Below are 21,361 nucleotides of genomic sequence, written 5' to 3' on the forward strand. Positions count from 1 at the left end.
GGGTGTCCGGGTGGCGCGGCCACCTCCGGGGCCGAACCCCCGGCCCCCTTTCTGGTTGTTGTGGGGTGGGCCCGGGGGGGGCAGCTGGTCGCCGCGCGGCCGCTCCACTTGCTCGACCTCGGCGTTCGTGAGCGGGGGAAACGGCTGGTCCGGGAGACAGCTGTGGGGATCGCCTGTGGTTCCGGTGCCCCACGCGAGGTTGTGCAGCCGTTCCAGGAGTGCGTCGTCGTCTGCAGCGGTGCGGCGGAGGGCATCGGTCACGGGGTGGAACTGTAGTGGGGTGGATATCTGGGGCTCCGTAGTGCGGGTGGCCCGTTCGGGGATTGCCATCAGTGCTTGAGGTGGTGGTGTTCAGGCGCCGAGGCCGATGTGGGAGACGTAGGTGTAGGCGCCCCAGTCGGAGTCGAGGTCGGCGATGACGTCGTCCCAGATCTCCTCCAGCTTCGCCTCGTCGCCGTCGACCATGGCGTCGACGGCCTCGTCCCAGACGTAGCGGACCTGGATGGTGCGCAGGCGGAGGTTGTCGCGGCGGCGGGGCTGGTCAACGAGGTCCTGGTTGACGGGGTGGATCTCGACTCGGGTGCCGCGGCCGGCGTTGTTGAGGTGCTGCTTGAAGCCGCCGGGGTTGGTGAGGACATTGTGGGCGCGCAAGTTCCAGTAGGCGGTGTCGATGGCTTCGAGATTGTGGGGGCGGGGGCGCTGGGTGCCGTGGGTCCAGGCGCGGATGGTGCGGGGGGTGGCGGTGATGCCGGCGTCGCTGAGGGCCTGGGTGCCGCCGGTGGTGGTGGTGAGATAGCGCATCCGGGCGAGCAGGCCACGGCGGGTGGTGGGAGGGGATTTGATGCCGCCTTCGATGATCATGCGCTCGAGGGCGTCTTCGAGGGCGCGGCCGAGGGCGATCTTGCCGTGGACGTTGCCGGGGTCCAGGTGGGCGCCGTACTTGCCGAAGTTCTTCCATCCGTCGGTCGACATGTTCAGGCGGCCTTTCGGGTGCGCGGGAGGGTGTACTGGTCCTTGAGTTTCATCTGGGTGGTGAGGCGGCCCTCGGTGAACACTGTGCGCCAGTCGGTGCTGTCGCTGGTGGTGTGGAGTTCGTCGGTGCCGCGCAGGGCGACGATGGTCAGGCCGTGGGTGTGGGCGCGGTGGGCCTTGTACCAGAGGTTGGCGAATGCCTGGGAGCGGATGATGTGCATCCAGTCCGGCCGGCGCAGGTCGCGGTTGTGGGTGGATTCGCCGATGGTGGAGACGAACTTGGCGTAGATCGCCTTGACGTAGGCCTCGGTGACAGTGTCGGCGGTGGTGATGGCGTTCTCGCGGGCGAGGGTCAGGACGCGGCGGTACTTCTCCAGCAGGCTTTCGCTGGCGCCGGAGGTCCAGGCTTCGGTGATGTGGGGGGCGTCGGCGAGGCCGAGCTTGTGGCAGCGGATCAGCAGGCGAACGGTGGCGTCGTCGAGAAGCACCGGGCCACTCTCGCGGCGGTTTCCGATCGGGTCGGGCAGGTGGGGGTGCTGCCAGACGGGGCGCTTGGGCAGCAGGTAGATACCGGAGCGCTTCGGGTCGAAACCACCGTCGGGCTGGTGCTGGAGGGCGCCGATCGGCAGGTGGGTCTTCAGGGCGGTGCAGTAGGCGGCGTTGGTGTCCAGAACGTCGACCGTGATGAGGGGCAGCTTGCCCTTGCGCAGGTCGTCGAGCAGGACGACGTTCTCCCATTTGTGGCGGCCCTCCCAGATGTCGTCGGCGCCGTTGCGGGACTTCTTGCGCAGGAAGTCCAGGGTCTCGGGATAGACGGTGTGTTCGTAGGTGGCGCCGACGCGGGTCGCGTCGAAGAGTTCCATCCCGTTCGGGATGGCCTTGTTCTCCAGCGCGGCGATCGCGGCCTCGGTGTCGCCGCCGTGCTCCTCCAGGGCCTGGTCGACCGCCGAGCTGATCATGTCGAGGTAGTAGCTGTAGTCCCGGTCCGAGTAGCCGGTGTCGCGGGCGGCGGCCGCCCGGGCGCTGCCGGAACGGGCGGGGCGCAGCGGCTGGTTGCCGGTCTCGAAGGTGGCAGGAACATCCGCGGCAGGGCTCTGCACGGCGGGCGCGTGGGCGCCCTCGGCTGCCTCGGCGGCCAGGATGGTGCCGGGAAGCGGCGTAGCGGGCTCCGGGAGGCCTTCGGTGGTCGTGTCGGGTGTCTGGGGCACCTTCGGTGCCTGAGCGGGTCCGGTGGCGGGCGCGGCGGGGTCCGGGTGGGCCTGCTGGGAGGGCGCGGCGGGGCCGGCAGAGGGTGCGGCGGGAGCGCCAGACGCAGCGGCCGGGGTCGCGGAGGATGCGCTGGGCGCGGCCTCGTGGTCGGGGGTGGGGTCGGTGAGGCGGGCGTGGGCCAGGTCGGCGGCGAGGGTGAGGGTGGCGAGGTGGCCGAGGTCGCGTTCGGCAACAGCGAGGCGGACACGGCTGCCGCCGGTGCCGAAGGTGGTGGGGGCGCTGTCGGGGGTGAGGGTGAGGGTGAGGGTGAGGGTGACGTCGGCGGCCAGGGCGTGGATGAGGTCGGGGTTGTCGGTGTCGAGGGCGGCGAGCACCGGGAGGTGGTGGGTACGGGCGAGGTGGGCCAGGGCCTGGCCCGCGTCGGCGAGGGCGGGCGCACCGGACAGCGGCAGGCGGGGGTCGGGGGCGGTCTGGAGGCGGTCGACCACGACGAGGGCCAGTTCGGGGACGTCCTCGGCGGTGGTGGTGATCGCCTCCGCGTCCAGGCCGGTACCGTCGTCGATCAGCAGCGGGGCCGCGGCGAGGAGTTCGGCGGTCTGGGCAACGGCCTGGCGCTCGGTGTCGTCGAGGGTCTGGGCGCGCAGGCGGCGGTAGTCGACCGGGGTGTGCGCGGCGATCATGCGGGCGGCGATGTCGGCCCGGGTCAGCCCGGAGGCCGCGTACAGGACGGTGCGGTGCTGGGTGAGTGCGGTGGCGCGGGCGGCGCTGATCGCCAGCAGGCTCGCCCCGGTGCCTGGGGCGCCGGCGACGAGGTAGAACCGGCCGGGCTGCAGACCGCCCAGGGCGGTGTCGAGGGTGGTGATGCCCGTGGGCAGACCCGTTGGCGGGGCGGGTTCCCCGTCCCCGGCCGCGGCGGTGCCGGTGGCGGGGAGCAAGGTGTCCAGAGCCTCCCCGAGCGGGGCGAGCCGGCGCCGTGGGGCCGGCGGCACCGCGGCGGCAGCGGGCTCGGGTGCGGGCGCAGCGGCAGTGGCTGACGGCCCGGCAGTCGGAACGGTCGGAGCGAGCGCGGCAGGCCCGACTGCCGGAGCAAGGGGGGCCTCGACAGAGTCGGTGGGGAGGTGAGACGCGACGACCGGAGTCTGCGCGGCCACAGCCACCGGGTTCGCCAGTGCGACGGGGGTCTCGGTGGTGGTGCTCGGCGGGGCGGGTGTGGCAGAGGCGGGGACGGCTGGCGGCGGGGACGCGGTGGCCGGGAACAGGGCGGTGGCGCAGGCCAGGACGGCTACCGGCCGCTTGTGGCGCAGCAGCACCTGCGGGGTGCCGGCGGCAGCGTGGGCGACAAGGTCGCCCAGGACGGGGCGGGCCTCGGCGATGCCGAAGGCAGGCGAGTCGGCGGTGGGCAGGCCTGCCGTGGTGGCCAGGTGGGCGGAGACGAGCAGGGCCCGCTCCCCCTCGCCGCGGGTGAGCTCGGTGATGGTGCCCTGCTCGGCGTCCCGGATGAGCTGGGTCAACAGCGGCCTTGCCTTGTGCACGCCCAGCGACACGGCGGGCGCACCCGGGCCGGGGGCGGGGGCGGGGGCGGCGAGGTCGGGCGGCGGGGCGGATGCGGCGGGCACCAGGGCCTCCAGGGGACGGGAGCACGGCAGCGGGCAGGAACAGCAATCAGTAATGTAATGCATACTCTAGCATGTGCGATACATAAATCTCGCATGTGGTGGGCTGCACGGACTGAGCAAGTCACCCTTCTTGCATGGATTATGACTGATAGTCAGGTATGTAATGGACATATGCGGATTGGATTGCTTCGGCGGCTCACGCTGCCCCTCGAACCCATGCAGCCTGAGGGCGCCAGTCGTGGCGCACGACATCCGCACCGTACGGGGTGCCCCGGTGGGCGTAGCACCAGGGCACAGACGCTGTGCCAGCCGTTGGTTGGCGGGGTGTCGTCGTTGTCGCAGGGGACGTCTGAAGCTCGCTGCTCCGAGGCCGCTGGGAGCGGGATGTCTTGAAAACGGCCGACGTCCGCGGCGGCCGCGACACGAAGATCCGCCGATGTGCTAACAGGTGTTCCGGCCCGCTTCCGCACGCGGGCCCGACGGCACGTAACGTCCCAGGGAGCTCTCATGGCACGGAAGTTGGAAGTCCTCCACCTGGACGCGAACAGGTTGCGGCGGACGCTGCCCGTGGAGCAGGTGGCCGGAGCTCCCCTGACGGAGCGCGGCGAGGTGTGGCGGCCCTCGCGCCATCCGGCGCAGCGCAGCATCGCGACGTGGTGGTGGTCGGCGACAAGCGGGCGGCATGTGGGGTGCCGGTCGCTGGACCGGCTGTCGACGGCGATGCTGCTGGACTTCCATCCGGGTGTGGCCGACTTCGGCGCCTGGTCGGCACAGTTGATGTGGCGGGAGCGCGGCCGGGAGCGGCGGTTGGTGCCGGACTTCTTCGTGCGGACAGCGGGCGGGGAGGCGCTGGTGGTGATGTGTCCTCCGCAGAGCGGGCCCGGTGAGCGGTTCGAGCGGCAGTTGGAGGTGCTGCGGGAGGCGTGCGGGGCGGCGGGGTGGCGGTTGGCGTTGCCGAGTCTGCCGTCGGGGGCGGCGCTGGCGAATCTGCGGTGGGTCTCGCGCAGGCGGCATCCGCGGTACGGGAACCGACAGGTGGAGGCCGCTCTGGCGGAGACTTTCGCGCAGTCCCGGCCGCTGATGGAGGGCGTCCAGGAGTGCGGGGTGGCACGTCAGCTGGCGCTGCCGAGGCTGTACCACATGCTGTGGCACCGTCGGCTGGGCATGGACTGGGGCGCGCCCATGGGCGCGGGAACGGTGGTGGGACCGCTGGGCGCGGCGGGGCCGGACGCGGTGCAGGTGCCTGTCGTGGTGGAGGCGCGGTGACGGACGACGCGGCGGTGCAGGTTCTGCGGGCGGACGTGGTGCTGCCGCGGCCGCAGGTGCGGTGCGCGCCGCGCGGGGTCCTGGTGCGCGGGGACCGGGTGGTGTGGCGCGGGGCCGCTTACACGGTCGCGGGCTTCGAGGGGGTGGAGGTCCAGTTGGCGGCGAACGGAGAAGGTTCGGCGGTCTCGGTGATGCTTCCCGTGCTCGCGTCCGCCGCCGACTTCGCGGTCCTGGACGGTGCCGGCCGCCGGGTTGTGCGGGCGGAGCTTCCGGATTTCTCGCTGATGGAGGGGATTCCCGAGGGTGCCGCGCTCAAGGCGCGGCAGTGGGAGCTCGCGGTCGTCGAGGTCGACACGGGGCTGCTGCCCGGTGCGCTGCCGGGGTCGGTGCCCCGGCCCGCGTTCGACCCCTCGTCCACGACGCTGATCGAGCGGTACCAGGCCAAGGCCGCGGAGATGAACGCGGTGCTGGGGTGGGGGGTGTCGTGGCAGACGGTGCAGTCCAAGCGGTTGAAGTACCTGAAGAACCCGACTGCCGTGGCGCTGGTCGACGGTCGCAGTGTCAAGGCCAAGAAGCAGCACGGTCTGACCGATCCACGGGTCGTGGAGCAGTTGCTGGTCCTGGTGGGGCGCCAGCAGCGGCGGGTGGACGCGCCCAGTGACGCGCGCAAGCTGTTCGGGCAGTTGCGGCGGGCGGTGCGCGGCGGGTACGGGCCGACGGTGAAGGTCCCGGCGGAGCCGACGCTGTACAAGCTGCTGAAGCGGCTGGGGTTTCAGGCGCGGGACCTGTCCGGGCCCGGCGGTGAGCGGGTGTCGGGGCGCGGGCCCATGCCGCCGTTCTCGGTGACGTCGGCGACGATGCCGGGTGAGCTGGTGCAGATCGACTCGACCGATCTGGATGTGTGGGTGCTCGGCGACGACGGCCAGCCGGCGCGGGTGGAGCTGACGGCCGCGATCTGCGTGGCGACCAGGAGCATCATCGCCGCGGTCGTTCGCCCCAAGCAGGCACGCAGGCACGGCAAGAAGCAACGGGATGGGAGGGTGGGGTTCACGCGGGCCACGGGGCGGGCGACGAAGGCGGTCGACGCGTGCGAACTGTTGGCGCAAGCTCTGAAGCCGCTGGCGATGCGGCCCACGTTCGATCCCGCCGCGCACGCCGCCAATTCCGACCTGCCGTTCGAGGAACTGGCGGCCGTCGACGAGCGGTTCGCGCAGGCCGCGGCCCGGCCTGTGATCGTCCCGGACCTGATCGTGATCGACCATGGCACCGTGTTCACGAGCCGGACGTTCTTCGACGCCTGCGCCTATCTGGGCATCTCGGTACGGCCGGCACGGCGGCGCACTCCTCAGGACAAGGCGATCATCGAGCGGACGTTCGGGTCCATCAAGTCGATGTTCAGCCAGCACCTCAACACCTACACCGGCAACGACCCGGTGCGGGTGCGGCGGACCATCGACGGCGAGCGGCTGTGGACCCTCGCCGATCTCGACGACATGCTGCAGCAGTGGATTGTGCTGGAGTGGCAGAACCGCCCCCACCCGGAGCTGACCGACCCGTACGACGCGTATCTGCCCCATCTGACGCCGAACCAGATGTTCGCGGCATGTGTGGAGGTCGACGGCTACCTGCCGATCCCGATGACCCGGGACGACTACCTCCGGCTGCTGCCGACCGCGTGGGTGGGGGTGAGCGAGCAGGGCATCCGGTTCAAGAACCGCCTCTACGACCACCCGGAACGCGACCCCGAAAAGGGCCTGAACCCGTGCCGCCGAACGCCCTCCGGGCTCAACGGCAAGCGGCGCGGGCGCTGGGAGATGCGGTACACCCCCAACGACCCGTCGAAGGTGTGGCTGCGCGACCACCGCAGGGGCAAGTGGGTGGAGGCGACGTGGGTGCACCAGCACAAGGTCGGAGCGCCGTGGACGCAGTTCCTGTGGGACACCGCCGCGTCCCAGCACGTCGCCCGCGGCGGACGGTTCAAGGACGAGGAGGCGATCGCCGAGGCGCTCGCGGATCTCCTGGAACGGGCTTCCCTCGGCCCCGACCGGCCCAGACGGCCCGCCGCCCCGGACAGTTGGGCACCCTCTCCCCCGCAGACCCCCGCCAGAGCGTTCGACCCGTACGCCGGCCGCGGACCCGTTGACCTCGCCGACCTACCGGACCTGCCCGGTCTTCCGGTCCCGGCACCCGGGCAGGCCGGTGACGACCTGCTGGCGTTCAGCGACATCGGCCTGTCCCCGGCGGCCGGCTCCGGTGGGGCCGCGATCGATTGGAGCCGCAGCGCGCTCCCTCCCGATGCGTCGCTCGCCGCCTGGGAGCACGGCCCCTCCGCCGCCGGTGCGGCAGTGAACGGGGCCGGCACGGCTGCCGTCGGCGACGACCTCGCCGAGCGCTACCGGCAGATCTTCGCCGCCCTCGACACGCTCCCCGACAACGGGTCCTCGTCGTGACAGGGTCGCCGGGGCCATCCAACGTGATACCGCCCCCTGCCCGGTACGGCACGTCGCAGGCGCGGCAAGAACCGGGCACAGGGCAACGAGCACGACCGCAAGGAACCGATCGGACGCCGGACAGAGCCGGCAGTCCGCAGATGGGAGATCTGTGAGGATGAACGGCTCCGAGCGCCTGGACCGGGCGGAGAACCTGTTGCTGCTCGAGGAGCCGGCACCCGGGCAGCTGTCGCTGAGACCGCCCGCTCCGGTGTGGCCGCAGGACTGCCACGCCTGGCGGGCGATCGCCGCCACCTACTGCTCGGCGCCGGACCTGGCGGACTGCGCGCCCATGGGCACCAAGGTCGCCGACCACGACAAGCGGCTGCTGTACCACGGCATGATGCTCACCGTGACCTCCCCGGCCATCACGAAGGCCCTGCGCGTCGTGGCAGAGCAGATCCGGGCGAACCGCCAGCGCCCCGACGGCAAGGTCGGCATCGTCCTCGACGGCCCGCGGGGCACGGGCAAGAGCACCGTCCTACAGGCCATCGGCGTGTACTGGGAGCGCCGACTGCGCGAACTGTACGGGCCCGACGAGAACCGGCACCCGGTGGTGGCGCTGAGCGTGCCGCCCCCCGTCCGCGGCAACGTCCGCAACTGGGCCGGGACGTTCGCCCACTACTTCGGGCAGGACCGCGAGGGCGGCGACCCGACCGGCTCGGTGATCCGCACGATGCGCAACGCCCGGACCCTGCTGGTCCTCGTCGACAACATCGACCGCCTGCGCACGGCCGCCGAAGCGGAGCAGGCCTTCCAGTACTTCGAGACGATCGAGAAGGACACCGGCGCGACGTTCGTGTACTGCGGGCGCGGCACCCGGGGCATCGTCGACCCGCTCACCCGCGACAACGAGACCCCGTTGGAGCCCGACGAGGACCTGTGGAGCGACCACCCGGTGCTGCGCACCGGCCGGATCGGCTACAGCGACGAGGAGATGAAGAAGTTCGCCCGCATCGTCGACCTGTTCGACGCCGACCTGCGGCTGTACCGGCACGAACGCGGCGACCTGCGACCGCTGGCGCCCTATTTGCACAAGCGCAGCCGCGGCTACATGCGGGCGCTGTCCCAACTCATCTGCCAGGCCGCGCAGAAGGCCATCCTGACTGGACAGGAGCGCATCACCCAGGAACTGCTCGACGGGCTTTCGCTGGGCCGCGTCGAGCAACTGTGACGCCTCTGTCCCGCGCGCCGTGCCGGCTTTCTCTACTGGGCGGGTCGGCCCGGTGGGGCTGTGCGGCGTCCCAGATCGGGGTCCCAGACCATGCGCAGCCCCTCCAGGGCGAGACGCTGTTCCGGTGTGAGGCTGCGGAAGGACGTGCGGCATTTGTGGATCCACGTGCCCAGGGCAAACGGCTTCGCCGGGGCACGGGTCGGTGCTGCCAGGATCGGCGGCTCGTAGTGGTTGCGCGGTACGTCGAGGTGGCCCTCGCGGAGGGCGAAGGCGACAGCGTGGACCAGCGCGTAGCGGAACGTGCCCTGGGCGGAATTGTCGGGGCGCTGCCGGCCCAGGGCCTCGGGCAGTGGCGGGATCCCGATGCCGAGCAGCAGTGCCATCTGGTGCTCGTGCAGGCCGAGGAAGCTTTTCTGCTGCTTCTCGATCCACACCGCCGTGTCGCCCTCCTCCGCTGTGATGCGCGTGTGCAGGGGTGTCCCGGTCTTCCAGAGGCGGCCGTGTCCGGGCAGCAGGGTTTTCGCTCTGGCGTACCTGCGCTGCCATTCCTGCGGCCACGACGGGTTCCAGTGGGGGTCGATGTCGGTGAGGGCCTTGTGCTGGGCCGGGAGGAGTTTGCCTTCCCGGTCCTTGGTTCTCTGGGTGGCGAGCCAACGGCCCAAGGGGTGGCCCCCCATCGTGCTGTTGGCGGGGACCGCGAGGTGGCCGTGGGCGCGGTGCCAGGCCCTGGCGTGTTCGAGCATGGAGTCGAAGGTCTGGATGCGGGCGGTCCACAGCATCCCGAGTTCGTCCAGCGCCCGCTGCTGGCCGGCCGGGAGGCGGCCGAGGATGTGGCGCAGGCGCAGGCTGGCGATGCACTCCCCCAGTGCGAAGCCATCCGGGTCGGTGTAGTCGGCGGGTACGTCCAGGTGCCCGAAGAGGGTGCGGTAGGTGCTGGCGGAGGCGTGGGCCTGTTCCCAGCTGCCGATGGCGGGCAGGGCGATCTCCAGGCCGAGTGCCCGGGAGAGCTGCGCGGCGCGTTCGGGATGCGCGTAGTGGAGGGGGATTCCGGCGGTCCTGCCGCGGCGTGAGGGGTCGGGCAGGGCGATACGGTCCATGAACGTCTCGTCGTGGGCGCGCAGGGCCTGCAGGATCGTGATCAGGTTCGCGAACGCCGATCCTTTCAGCATGTCGTCGGTGCTCAGACCGCTGCCGAGGTAGACGGGGATGACCAGGGTGGTCTTCTTGCCGGCGCCGGGCGGTTGGCGCAGCCCGCGGCCGATGGCCTGGATGGCGTCGATGATGCTGTAGCGCGGATCGACGAATGCGACCCCGTCGACGTCGGGCATGTCGACGCCCTCGTTCAGGACCCGGACGTTGGACAGCACGGCGCACTCCCGGTCCGGAGTGGCGAAGTCGTCGAGCAGGTCGCGGCGCCAGTCGCTGGGCTGTTCACCGTGGATGGCCTGTGACCAGAGGTTGTCCACGCGCAGTGGCGCGTCCACTTCGAGGGCGGTGCGGGCCAGTGTGTCGGCGAAGGACTGGGCGGTGGAGACGCGGTTGTGGAAGACGAGGACGCGGCGCAGGCGGTGTTCGGCGATCGCGCGGAGCAGAGCGACCTGGAGGGCGGCGTTGCGCAGTCCGTTGTGGTGGGCAGTGGTGAACGGGCGGTGCACGGCGAGGATGCCGTGCAGGTCGCTGTCGTCGACGAAGGGCATGACGACCTGGTAGTCGGCGAGCAGGCCCCGGCCGATGGCCTCGGCCATGCCGAGGCAGTACACGGTGGGTCCGAAGATCTCGTAACGGTCCATGGTGGCGAGCGGGATGCGTTCCATGAACGGGTGGCGGGCGGGTGCGGCTTCCGAGCCCCAGATTCTGGGGGTCGCGGTCATGTAGAGGCGGGTCCTGGCAGGGATGGCGGCGTCGTCGTGGACGGTGCCCCAGCCGTCGCCGAAGGCAGAGCAGGTGCGGTGCGCCTCGTCGGCGACCACCAGGTCCCATCGCGGCAGGCCCTGAAAGCCGTGGGCGCCCTGGACGTGGTGGAGGGAGCCGTAGGTGCAGAACACCGTGACCGGCTGCCCAGTGCGGGTGGCTCGGGCGATCTGCGCCATGTCGCGGGTCATGGTCGCCGCGCGGGGGTGCAGTCCGCTGTCGTTCTGGCTCAGGGAGCAGACACCGAACACGGCGCCCGGCTGGCCGGCTTGGCGCCAGCGCCTGATCGTCTGTGTCACAAGCGCTTTGGTCGGCATCAGGACCAGCACCGTTCCCCGGGGGGCCAGGCGCCGCGCCGCCCGCTGGGCAATCAGCGTCTTGCCGGTTCCGCACGCGGCTACCACGGTCATACGCGGATGGCCTGCGGCCGCCGCGGCCTCGATCGCGGTGAGCGCTTCGACCTGGTGCTCGCGCAGTTCCACGCGTCCTCCTTCCCCGGGCCGCGGACAGACGGGCCGATCGCGCGGGGAATGTACGGGCGCCGGGCGCGGTCGCGTCCCGGACGCCGATCGCTTTCGGCCAAAGCTGCGCAGGTGCGGGGCAAAGAGGAAGAACCGGTCGGACTATTGCCGCGCGTCCCGTAGACACAGCGGTGGAGGCGAAGTTCTGCCGAGGCAGTTGATGGGGTGTCGCGGCACTGAGCGGATTGCGGGGACCGATGGCGGGGACGGACACGGCCCGGGCCGGGCGGAGGTCGCGGGCGAAGGCGTTGCGGCTGGCGCGGCGCCTGGCGCTGTCGGTGCGGTTCATCGGCGGGGAGTCGACCGGATCGTTCGCGCGGCGTCTGGCGGACGCCAACGGCATCCCGGAGGAGGAGTTCTGGCCGATGCTCGGCTCGTGCACGCGCAAGAACGGCTCGCCTTCCGATCCCCGGTACAGCGACGGGTACCTCAACGCCGCGGCCTTGGAGCGGCTGGCGGTCATGGCGGGCCGTCGGGTGGGCGAGTTGCAGTTCGCCCTGCCGAACCTGCGCCCGCAGCGGCTTCTGGCAGCCGGGAACGGCCCGGCGTGGGACTGGCCGTGGGACGCCTCGGGCTGCTTCCTGGTGCGCGTGTGCGAAATGTGCGCCCGCATCAAGGGCACCTCCCTGGATTCCTACCTCGCCTCGGAAGCGACGTGGCAGGTGTGTGCGCCCCACTGCCGCTGGCTCGACAACCGCCGCGAACCCGGCGCCGGTGCCATCTTTCTGGCCGCGCTCCCTGAGGTCGTCGAGGCCCACCGGCAGCGACTGCTGATGGAGCGTCGGCTGGGAGCTGGTGGGCGTGCCGCGTTCGCCGACGCCTACGCCCTGCTCTCCTGCTGGTGGAACCTGCCTGCTCTCCACCCCTGCGCGTGGCAGGACCGTTTGCGGGCCCTGGGCGGGGACGGCCGCGACCATCTGCGGGTGGCGCCGATGCTGTTCTATCCGGAGGCCGTACCTCTCGCCCGAGCGCTCGCCGCCCGGGAACGCCTGCGTCTGCGCGGCACCCTCACCGACGGGCACGAGCACGCGTGGCTGGCCCGCACCATCGAACTCGTCGGCACCTGGGGAGTCCCGCCCGAGCCCGCCCTGCACACCCTGGCGCTCTGGGCCTCCCGCCATCCCCGCACGCCCAAGCACCCGCAGGCCCCCTCGCCTGCCCCCCGCCCCGCCCGGGGCCGCAGCCGCCCACTGCCCGCCCCCGGCACCCCCACCGGCCACGACCTCGACTCCACCCTCGGCGAACGCTCCTGCCTGCCCTGGCAGTTGGGCGAACTCATCACCACCATCCCGACCCCGGCCGAAGGCGGCTGGACCCTCAACGGCCGCGCCTGACCGTCTCTCCGACCAATGCTTTAGCGCCACAGCTTTGCCGTTGGAACCGCTTGTCGGTGGCCAGCCAGAATTTGGGCATGGGTCAGTGTGCGGAAACGGTTGAAAGGCATCTCATACGACCTTATCCTGATGCCTCTCGCCGCTCCATGGGGGCTACATGGCATCGAACAAATCCAAGCTGAGGTTCAACTGCTTCCTTCTGCGCGACGGGCTCGATTCGCACGAACAGGCCTTTCGGGTCCAGTACCGCCCCTGAAGTAGCCAGGGCATGCGGCGCCTCGCATCCAGCGAAGGCATCCCAGAAGGCTGCGTGGCCTACCTCAGGGAGAACTCCGAGAAAGTCCCCGCTTGGGCCCGGCTTCTGACTCCCACGTTCCCCGAGCTTGAGGCCGTCAAGAACGTGTCCCACCGGCTCGTCATCTTCCTCCCCGTCCATGGCCGCACCTTCGCCGTCTGCTTCGGCTACGGCAGCTCCACACTGGAGTGGTCACACATCGAGGCCAATTTCGGGCTCCGCTTCGCCGCCCGAACGTTCGACAGCAGCGCTGTGAGCGGCATCGCAAGCCGGCGCATCGACGCATCGGCTCGGTCCCAATGGGTCCAGATCCCGTCCAACTCCTCCATCAGCGGCTTCGAAGTGGAGCTGGAAGGGGAGTTCACGCGGAAACTGGTGGGAGACCTCGAAGACGGCGTCGAGCTCCCTGAACTCGGGGCCGTTGTAGCAACCGATTCCGTGTCGTTCAAACTCGACACCGACCTTAACTCCGTACGCGATGTTCTTGCTCAGATGCTTCGGACCACATTGGAGGGCGAGGCATCACAGGACCTCGCATTCATCGACTCACTGGAGCCTCTTCGCGCCACCAGCGACATCGTGAAGCACCTCGAACAGCGCCTGGCCCAGGAGCTGTTCAAAACAGCCGATGCACCCCAGGTTAGGGACTCGGATCCGTGGAACGTGCACCTCCTCGCCTTCGCCCCTCCGGACGACCTGTCCATCGAGAATCTGCACGACTTCGTCGTCTCCAAGAACGACGAGTCGCGTGAGTTCGACGAGATGTCGTTGGACGCCTTGCGCTCGGCTCTCTCCGACCTTCCCGGCAGGAACACGGTCGGCAGCCTGAAGAGTGTGAGGGTCATGGCGCGGGATGCCAACGGGGATCCCGCCAGCATGTCCAAGCCGATCAAGCACTGGCTCGTTTTCGAGGCAGGAGACGGGGACCGGCGGTATCTGCTCACCCTGGGGAAGTGGTACGCCCTTGCTGAGGGGTACTACGAGAAGTTGGACCAGGACTTGGCTCAGATCGAGGACGTCACTGCAGTGCTGGGCCTTCGGACCTGGGACAACTGGGGACCGAAGCTGAACTGGGAGAAGCACTACAACGAGAACGCGACTGAGGATCGCTCGGATCTGATCTGCCTGGACCGGTATCCGCTGTTCGCGGAGGACGGTGACCAGATCGAGGCGTGCGACCTCCTCCACAAAGACGGGTACCTGATCCACGTCAAGCAGTACACGGGGAGCCAGACGCTCAGCCACCTGTTCTCCCAGGGGTTCGTTTCCGCTCAGACCCTCGTCTCGGACGCCGCCTACAGGGAGGCCTTCATCGATGCGGTGAAGGAGATCAACGCGGGTCTGGAGGAGGCAGCGAGCGCCAAGCCGCCCCGCTTCGTCACCTACGCGATCGCGTTCGACGGGAAGCAGCGCCTCCCGCAGGACCTGCCGACGTTCAGCAAGGTCAACCTCCGCAGTTTCAGCAAGCGCGTCAGAATGGTCGGCTCCGTACCGACCCTCGCCCGAATCCAGATGACCTTCAAACCCAAGAAGGACAAGTAGCCTCCCTGTGGTCTTGCGCGACCCTGCGCGGGCGAGTGTGCCACGTGAGGGGGTCGACGGCCGGTAATACCTTCGTAGGCAGGGCCCGCCAGGAACGAGTCCGGGTGCCCTCGCCCGGATCACCGCGGGCCACCGCTGGGTCCGCTGTCTCCGACTGATCGGTGGGGATGTCGGAGATGTGTTCTACGGTGCCGCCATACATATCCGCTCACCAGGGTGACCACGGCGCATACCCTGGGGCGGGTTCCGTGCGGCCAGGACACGCTGGAGGTGACGCAGTGGGGCTTCGCCCGACACACCTCGGCTACGCCTACCAGGATCTGCTGACCGGGCTTCGCCTCGTTGACCTTGCGGTGGGACACGCAAGGTCGGTCGTCGTCGACACCAAGGCGTTCGCCGGGGACCGGTTCGACGACATCACGTGCGAGTGGAGCGACGGCAGCCGCGAGCGGTTGCAGATCAAGCACACCAGCCACGATCGCGCATTGTCGGCCGACAGTTTCACGAAGGACACCCGGAGTCTTCGTCTGGATCTCCTGTTCTCCTCCATCGGCCGCGACCTCAATGCGTCATCCGGCACGTCGCACCGTCTCGTGGTGCGCGACACGGATCCGGACGACGCCGATCTGACCAACGTGTTGCGGCCTGTCGGTGCGGGCAACGACCCGGGGCCAGCCCTCCACGGTCTGAGCAGCAGGCGGTTCCGCTTCGATGCCGCGGCCCTGCGGTCTCATGAGCCGTGGAGAACGATGCTTGCGGGCATCGGTGACGATCTGCTCCGCCGTGCCTGTGCGTCCTTGGTCGTCGACACCGGTGTTCCGGTGTTCTCCCTCAACATCCACGATCCCGGGCCGGCCGAGGCGGCCCTGCTGCACCGGGTCACCACGGAGCTCGGTGCCGGACGTCCTCCGAACCGGCACCGTTCGCCCGAGGAGGTCGCACTCGCCCTCATCGAGGCGGCCAAAGCGGCACGCAGCCGCAACGGGACCGTGACGGCCGAGGACCTGCTTCCCCGTCTGGCGTTGGAGGTCGACTTCGGGGCTGTCCGTGAGGGGCACCCCGTGGACCGTGCTGCCGAGGTGCGGCGCCCCGCCGTGCTCGCGAGCATGAAGAGGGCTCTGGAGGACACGGCGCGGCAGGGCGGCGTCGTGGTGGTCACGGGCGCGCCCGGAATCGGCAAGTCGTGGCTGTGCGAGCAGCTGGCCGATGACCTGCAGGACACGTGGCTTGCTGCACGCCATCACTGCTGGCTGGGCGCCTCGGACATGGATCGTGAGCAGCGGGTGCTCACCGAGGTCGTGATCGGCAGTCTGCTCCGGCAGCTCGAAGAGGCTGTCCCGAAGGCGGTGGCCGAGGTGAGGCCGCGCTTTGCGGCGACTCCCGAGTCGCTCGTGGATGCTGTCACTGCGGCGCGGCGTTTGGCCCCGGATGTGCCGATCGCGTTGATCGTGGACGGCATCGACCACGTCAGCCGGGTGCTTGGGCACAGTACCGGCGGCGTCTTCCGGGAGCAGTCCGACCCGGCCGCGGACCTGGTCGAGGAGCTCAGCGCTCTGAGGATGCCGCCCGGTGCCGTCCTCGTGCTCGCAAGTCAGCCGGGTCCTCACCTCGCGTCGGTGGACAGTGGCGCCGACCACTTCACCGTTCCTCCTCTCAAGGGTTCCGAGCTGCGTGATCTGGCGGATCGTCTGGGTCTGCTGGCGGTCCTGACGTCGTCGGATGTCGGCCTTGAGCCTGCCGGCAACCAGGGGGAAGCCGCCGTCACGTTGATCGAGGAGCGCTCGCGGGGCAACGCCCTCTACGCCACGTATCTGTGCCGTCAGGCTCTCGGGCCGGCCCCTGGACTGGGGTCACCACAGGCGCGGGCCGTGGTCGGCGGCCCACTCGATCGGCTGCGCGAGGTCCCCCCGTCGGCGCACGACCTCGACGACTACTACGACTACCTGCTGAAGGGGCTGACCGACCAGCAGCGCGCTGCCGTCAGCATGCTCGCGGTCTGCGACTTCGCCGTGAGCGCCGAGGAGCTCGGAGAGATCTTCCCGCTGCCCGGGATGATGATCGGTGCCGCGCTGAGCAGCGTGGCACCGATCGTCGCGCAGCAGCCGGGTATCGGTGGGCTGAGGATCCATCATGAGAGTTTCAGTCGTTTCGTCCGCCGGAGCGACGGCGACCATCGTTGGGTCGATCAGGTCCGGGCCCAGGCTGCCGAGTGGCTGTTGCGGCGCGGGTTCTTCACGGATCCGCGGGCGTTCAGGCATCTGCCCGAGCTCTTGTCCGCCCTGGGCCGAGACGACGACCTCGCCGTGCTGGTCGGTCCCGATTTCCTGTCCCGGGCGATTGCGGGCCTGCAGCCCCCGCATGCCATCATCCACACTCTCACCGTGGCGGCGCGACGGGCGGCGACCCGTAAGGACTGGCCCATGCTGGTGCGTTGTGTGGAGCTCAGCCGGGCGCAGGCGACCTACCAGGACGAGGGTCTCCCGGGCTCGCTGGTGCCGTACGCGGATGTGCTGGTGGCGTTGTCGGGGGCCGATCGGCTCGCGGCGAGCCTGATGTACGAGGGTGTGCCCACAATGTCCGCGCGGTGGGGGCTGCAGTTGTGCGCGGCGGTGGACAGGGCCGGCTGTGCCGCCCCGTGGGAGGCCTACCTGGCAGCGTGGGACGAGGTACGTGACCGCGAGCGCACACACTACGGCTCCGAGAGCGACGAGTCGGTGTTCCTCGCCGAGTTGCGCGGGCGGATCCGGCTTCCTGCCCGGGACACCGGCGAGCCCGGATCCGGACAAGGGTCGCTCGCTCTCGGGCAGCGTGTCGCCCGATTCCTCGACCAGGAGAACCTGGGCTCCCCCGAGCGTGCTGTCGGTGTGCTGCTGGAGTGTCTTGGCCCCGAATCCTTGATGGAGAGTGCGCAGCTCATCGAGCGTCACGACCGGCGTGCTGCTCTACTGCTCCATCTTGCGGAGACCCGCGGCAACGGGGGCAGCGGTCTGCCCTCTGCCCGGATGCTGGCCAGTGCGGCCTGGGCCAGCGGGCCGTGCGATCCGCGGCGGCTGCTCCACCTCGGCGTCGCAGCCGAGGACATTGCCGGGGACCTGTTCTCCGAGGGCGTCGCCGAGACACTCGCACGGGCGACGCAGGAGGTGCTGGTCGATCGGGCCGGCGGGCTGTCCGGACCGGTGGGCAGGTGGCTGTCGTTGCTCGCCGTGGCGCACACAGTCGACCGGCATGCTCCCTCCCGGCTGCTTCCCCTGTTCGACGGCGTCGGTTTCTACCGCGCTTGGCTGCGGTTCGCTGTTGCCACCGTCGGCCTGCGCCGGGACGTCGATGCGGGGACGATCCCTGCCGAGGGCGCGTCCACGGCAGCCCGGGTGTCGCTCGAGGAACTGGCCGGGCACGCGAACCCGTTCACGGGACAGCCGAGGGCCTGCGACCTCATGGACATCCACCACCTCGTGCGGCGGGTACTGCACGAGGCCGTCACCCTGCTGCTCGACGACGACCTGGCGCTGGGTATCGCTGCCCTGCAGGCCATCAGTCGCGGGACCACCACGTCGCTCATGGGCATGGCCGGATCCGGCCCGCTGATCACCACGGAACTGGTATCCCTGCTCGCCGAGAGCGCGGGCCAGGCCGGAGCCGGCGTCGTGCGCGAGCTCATGGAGACGCTACGCACGGCCCAGGCCGGGCGCCGCACACTGTACGCCGAGGACGCCGACTTCGAGCTCGAGATGGCCCGGGTCAGTCTCGCCTGCGGCGATCCGCATGAAGCGCAGCGCTGCTGGGAGCGTGCCGCCCGGTACATGGGCGCGTACGGGGGCCATAAGGACGTCACCGTCGACGAACTGCTGGATCCGCTGCCCGAGCTCATGCAGGCCGATCCTGTCCAGGCACGTGTACGGCTGGCCCGAACGCAGCCCCTCGTGCATCTTGTCGTGGACCACACCGACGGACGGGGAACCTCGGGGACTGTGCACGAGTGGTGGCGCTTTCTGGCGCGCCTGGACCCGCGGGCCGCCGCGCAGCTGGGTACCGACTTGCTCCTGACCGAGCCCGGACTGCCCGATGCCCGGGTGGACGCAGCCCACCAGCAGTTGCTGTCCACACAGGCCGACACCGCCGACCCTGTCGTCCTGGCGGTGCTGCGAATCGCTGCAGGGCCCGACGGACGCTCCCAGAAGGCCGACACCGCGCTGCTCGGCCGGCTCGCCGACCTGCCGGGCAGCGACCCGGCGCAGGTGCGACGTCTCCTGCCGGTGCTGGCCAATGCGATCATCTCGACCTACGACGACCAGGTCATGGTCTCCACGTCGGACAGCGCCGGGGACGCACACACTGTTGCGCTGCGTGCGGTGGCACAACGGTGCGGCGGCGAGGGCGGCCCGCTCTGGACGCCCCGGGCCGCTCCCCTGAGAACCTCCCGTGACTGGCAGGGCCCCAAAGAGCGCACCGCCACAGGTGCCTTCCTGCATGCCCAGCAGCGGCCTGCGCTGCCGGAAGGAGCTGCCGGCATGCTGGCCGCGGTCCGTGACCGCAGTAGCAAGGCATATGACGATCCGCCCGGTCCACGGTGGTCCAGGGAGGCTCTGGCCAATGCAGTGGGTTGGAGGCTGCTGGAGGCCGTCGACGGCCACGGAGCTTCCGCGGCCGCCCAGTTGCTGCACCGGATCGCCGACGAGATGAGCGTGGCCGGGCCCGTTGAGCTGCTCGCAGACCTCGCCGCCGGGCTCCACGCGCGCCGAGATATTGCCCCCGAGGTGTTCGGTCCGCTCGCCGCGACGGCGGGCATGCTCGCTTTCACCACGATGCGGGGCGGCGGCGGGTGGAGGTCCTTCGCTGGCAGTGACCGGGTGGATCTGTGGCAGCAGGCCCACTTTGACGACGCTGTCGGCGCGGCCCAGGATCTCGCGGACCGGGTGGCCGACGCTGTCGCCGGTGCCTCCTACAGTCGCACCATCGGTGTCAGCCAGGCCCTTGTCTCGGCATTCGCCGTCCAGCCTCCCACTTCACCCCCAGCAGCCGACGCGTTCGCGTGCTGGGACGCGGCGTACGAGGTCATCGCCCACCGCTTGCCCGGCGACGCCCGTCTCGGGGAGGGCGTCTACGCCCCGGCCGCAGAGCCGGACACGCAGGACGACGTCGACGCGGCGCTGTGCCGGCTGGCCCTGGCAACCGTCGCCTTCCCCGAGCGCGCCGTCAAGCGCCGCGCCCTGGTCGCCGCGGCGGTCCTCCTCGCGGCCCGGCCCGTGCACGCGCAAGCAGCGCTGGCACACGTCCTCTCCCCCGGCATCGGAGCCGGCCCCCTGACCTGGCTCCTGGCCGTCCTGCATAGCCACATGCCGGACGGGCCACTGGAGAGCGCCCTTTGCGAGCGGCTCGTGGACCTGTGCGGCAGCAACATGCTGGCCGTGCGGGCGGAAGCCGCCGCAATCCTCGACCTGGCCGGGCACCGGCCGCCCGCCCCTCCGGCGACCTCGGCGCATCCGACACTCGCCCGCATTCTGTCCGCAAGCTTGAATACCGAGGACTGACCATGGACGACCCTCGGCCGTACGCGACCCACCTGGTCGACTACTACCTGGGAGTGCGCCTCGACGCAGCCGGATCCCCGGCCGGCCTTCGTGAGGCCGTCATCGACCTCGTCACCGGCGCCTTCGCCGAGGATGTCGAGCCTTTGATGACCGCCCAGCTGGACCTGCTGGCCGAACGTCGCTCCCAGCTGCCCGACGCCTACCTCGCCGACCAGGCCGCCGTAGAAGACGCTCTGCAGCAGGCCGCGGCGGGCCTGCGCGCCGCGCTCGCCCAGGCAGGGCAGCTCGGCAATGCCCAGGCCTTCGAGCGCGGTGCGGCCGCACGACTGCGCGACGACCCCCAGACAGCCCTACGGGCCGAACTCGCCCGCACTCCCCGGCCCCTGACTCGCCCTGAAGCGCTGCAGTGGACACTCGATCCCGCACCCTGGTTCGACGACGGCCGGCAAGACCCACAGCCCTGGCCCCCTCCCGGTCTCGCCTCGGTCGACGGCTTGCGGTCGCTGCCGCACAGTGCCTCGGCCTTCCCCCGGGTCACCGACGGCCCTCGCACGGGCTGGGTGCAGATCGGCCTCGCCGAACGGCAGCGCACTCCTGCTCGCCACCGCCCGGACCAGTCCGCCCGCCAAATGCGCCTCGTCGTCGGGCTGGAAGCTTCGGTCGACGGTCCGCCGCCCGACACACTGCCCTTCGCCCAACTGTCCTGGCATCTGTGGACGACCCCGTGTCGCCGACTGGCACTCGGCCTGGCAAGCCCGGAAGCGGCAGCCAAACACCTCAAGGCCCGCGACCGGCCCCTGGTCGGACTCACCGACGCCGGCAGCACCGCGATGCTCACCTCGCCCCGCCCCCGGCGCGGCCCAGGGGTGCCCCCGTATGTCCTCGCGCCTGTTGCGCCGGTCATCGCGGCACTCGATCTCGCGCCCACGGACGGCGTATGCGGGTTCAGCCTGAGCGATGCGACCGGCGAGGCGCTCATCTGCCGCCAGTGGCGGGGACACCTCGTCCACGACGGAAACTACGAGCCACTGCTGCCCGCGGTCACAGGGGCGGACCTCATCATCCGTCCCGACCTCTTCACGCGCCTGTGCGACATCGTCGGCCCCGCCCGCTGCCGAGCCGGCCTCAACGTCCACCACACGTCAGCACCCCACGACGATGGTCTCCCCGACGAGGATTGAGCACAGTCCGGAGTCCCTCCCGTCATCGGTCGCCGAGGCTTTGGGCAACTGGTACAACTCACCCGCCGACGCGACAGCCCGTGTTCACCACGTCGCCCACGCCCAGGGCCCGGACCGGCGGAGCCACCAGGTCAGCAGGGCGGGTTCGCGACCTGGCCATCGCTGGCGGCCGTTAGCCAGCAGCGCTGCCTCTCAACGTACTTGGCGGCCGCCAACACGAGCGGGGAGCCTTCTTGACGTCCGAACTGGTGACGACCGTGCTGCCGCTGGTGGGCGTGGCGTTGGGTGCCGCAGGCTCCTCGCCGCCCAGTACCCCGCCACGC

At 70.4% G+C, this 21,361-nt stretch carries 10 protein-coding genes; 7 read left to right on the plus strand and 3 right to left on the minus strand.

The window, feature by feature from the left end:
• Positions 1–351: 351 nt before the first annotated feature.
• Complete coding sequence (locus ACFWIC_RS36535; RefSeq protein ID WP_331768863.1) at positions 352–972, minus strand: hypothetical protein; 621 nt, start codon at positions 970–972, stop codon at positions 352–354.
• Positions 973–974: 2 nt separating this feature from the next.
• Positions 975–3,797, minus strand: coding sequence for a DnaB-like helicase C-terminal domain-containing protein (locus ACFWIC_RS36540; RefSeq protein WP_380521215.1), 2,823 nt, complete (start codon positions 3,795–3,797; stop codon positions 975–977).
• A gap of 507 nt (positions 3,798–4,304) precedes the next feature.
• Between ACFWIC_RS36540 and ACFWIC_RS36545 the strand changes: the two genes are divergently transcribed.
• The 3 genes from ACFWIC_RS36545 to ACFWIC_RS36555 all read left to right on the plus strand — a co-directional run bounded on the left by ACFWIC_RS36545 (position 4,305) and on the right by ACFWIC_RS36555 (position 8,726).
• On the plus strand, positions 4,305–5,063 hold the full coding sequence (locus tag ACFWIC_RS36545; RefSeq protein WP_380521216.1) for a TnsA-like heteromeric transposase endonuclease subunit: 759 nt from the start codon (positions 4,305–4,307) through the stop codon (positions 5,061–5,063).
• Positions 5,060–7,513, plus strand: coding sequence for a hypothetical protein (locus tag ACFWIC_RS36550; protein ID WP_380521218.1), 2,454 nt, complete (start codon positions 5,060–5,062; stop codon positions 7,511–7,513). Before ACFWIC_RS36545 ends, ACFWIC_RS36550 begins: the two co-directional genes overlap by 4 nt.
• 157 nt (positions 7,514–7,670) lie before the next feature.
• Positions 7,671–8,726 (plus strand): hypothetical protein, encoded by a 1,056-nt coding sequence (locus ACFWIC_RS36555; protein WP_380521219.1) that lies wholly within the window; start codon positions 7,671–7,673, stop codon positions 8,724–8,726.
• A gap of 32 nt (positions 8,727–8,758) precedes the next feature.
• Here the strand turns inward: ACFWIC_RS36555 and ACFWIC_RS36560 are convergent, their stop codons facing one another.
• Positions 8,759–11,119, minus strand: a complete 2,361-nt coding sequence (locus ACFWIC_RS36560) for a Helicase associated domain protein (protein WP_380521221.1) — start codon at positions 11,117–11,119, stop codon at positions 8,759–8,761.
• A gap of 236 nt (positions 11,120–11,355) precedes the next feature.
• Between ACFWIC_RS36560 and ACFWIC_RS36565 the strand changes: the two genes are divergently transcribed.
• The 4 genes from ACFWIC_RS36565 to ACFWIC_RS36580 all read left to right on the plus strand — a co-directional run bounded on the left by ACFWIC_RS36565 (position 11,356) and on the right by ACFWIC_RS36580 (position 21,038).
• Complete coding sequence (locus tag ACFWIC_RS36565; RefSeq protein WP_380521223.1) at positions 11,356–12,492, plus strand: hypothetical protein; 1,137 nt, start codon at positions 11,356–11,358, stop codon at positions 12,490–12,492.
• 268 nt (positions 12,493–12,760) lie between these two features.
• Entirely contained in the window at positions 12,761–14,329 is a 1,569-nt protein-coding gene (locus ACFWIC_RS36570) for a DUF6119 family protein (RefSeq protein ID WP_380521225.1), read from the plus strand.
• Positions 14,330–14,607: 278 nt separating this feature from the next.
• Complete coding sequence (locus ACFWIC_RS36575) at positions 14,608–19,857, plus strand: AAA family ATPase (RefSeq protein ID WP_380521226.1); 5,250 nt, start codon at positions 14,608–14,610, stop codon at positions 19,855–19,857.
• A gap of 2 nt (positions 19,858–19,859) precedes the next feature.
• Complete coding sequence (locus tag ACFWIC_RS36580; RefSeq protein ID WP_380521227.1) at positions 19,860–21,038, plus strand: hypothetical protein; 1,179 nt, start codon at positions 19,860–19,862, stop codon at positions 21,036–21,038.
• Positions 21,039–21,361 lie beyond the last annotated feature (323 nt).

The organism is Kitasatospora sp. NPDC127035 (genome assembly GCF_042726075.1).
Lineage (GTDB): Bacteria > Actinomycetota > Actinomycetes > Streptomycetales > Streptomycetaceae > Kitasatospora.

Coding starts and splice junctions, on each gene's coding strand:
- ACFWIC_RS36545 (WP_380521216.1), top strand. CDS start 4,305: ATGGCACGGAAGTTGGAAGTCCTCCACCTGGACGCGAACAGGTTGCGG.
- ACFWIC_RS36570 (WP_380521225.1), top strand. CDS start 12,761: ATGCGGCGCCTCGCATCCAGCGAAGGCATCCCAGAAGGCTGCGTGGCC.
- ACFWIC_RS36580 (WP_380521227.1), top strand. CDS start 19,860: ATGGACGACCCTCGGCCGTACGCGACCCACCTGGTCGACTACTACCTG.
- ACFWIC_RS36555 (WP_380521219.1), top strand. CDS start 7,671: ATGAACGGCTCCGAGCGCCTGGACCGGGCGGAGAACCTGTTGCTGCTC.
- ACFWIC_RS36535 (WP_331768863.1), bottom strand. CDS start 972: ATGTCGACCGACGGATGGAAGAACTTCGGCAAGTACGGCGCCCACCTG.
- ACFWIC_RS36565 (WP_380521223.1), top strand. CDS start 11,356: ATGGCGGGGACGGACACGGCCCGGGCCGGGCGGAGGTCGCGGGCGAAG.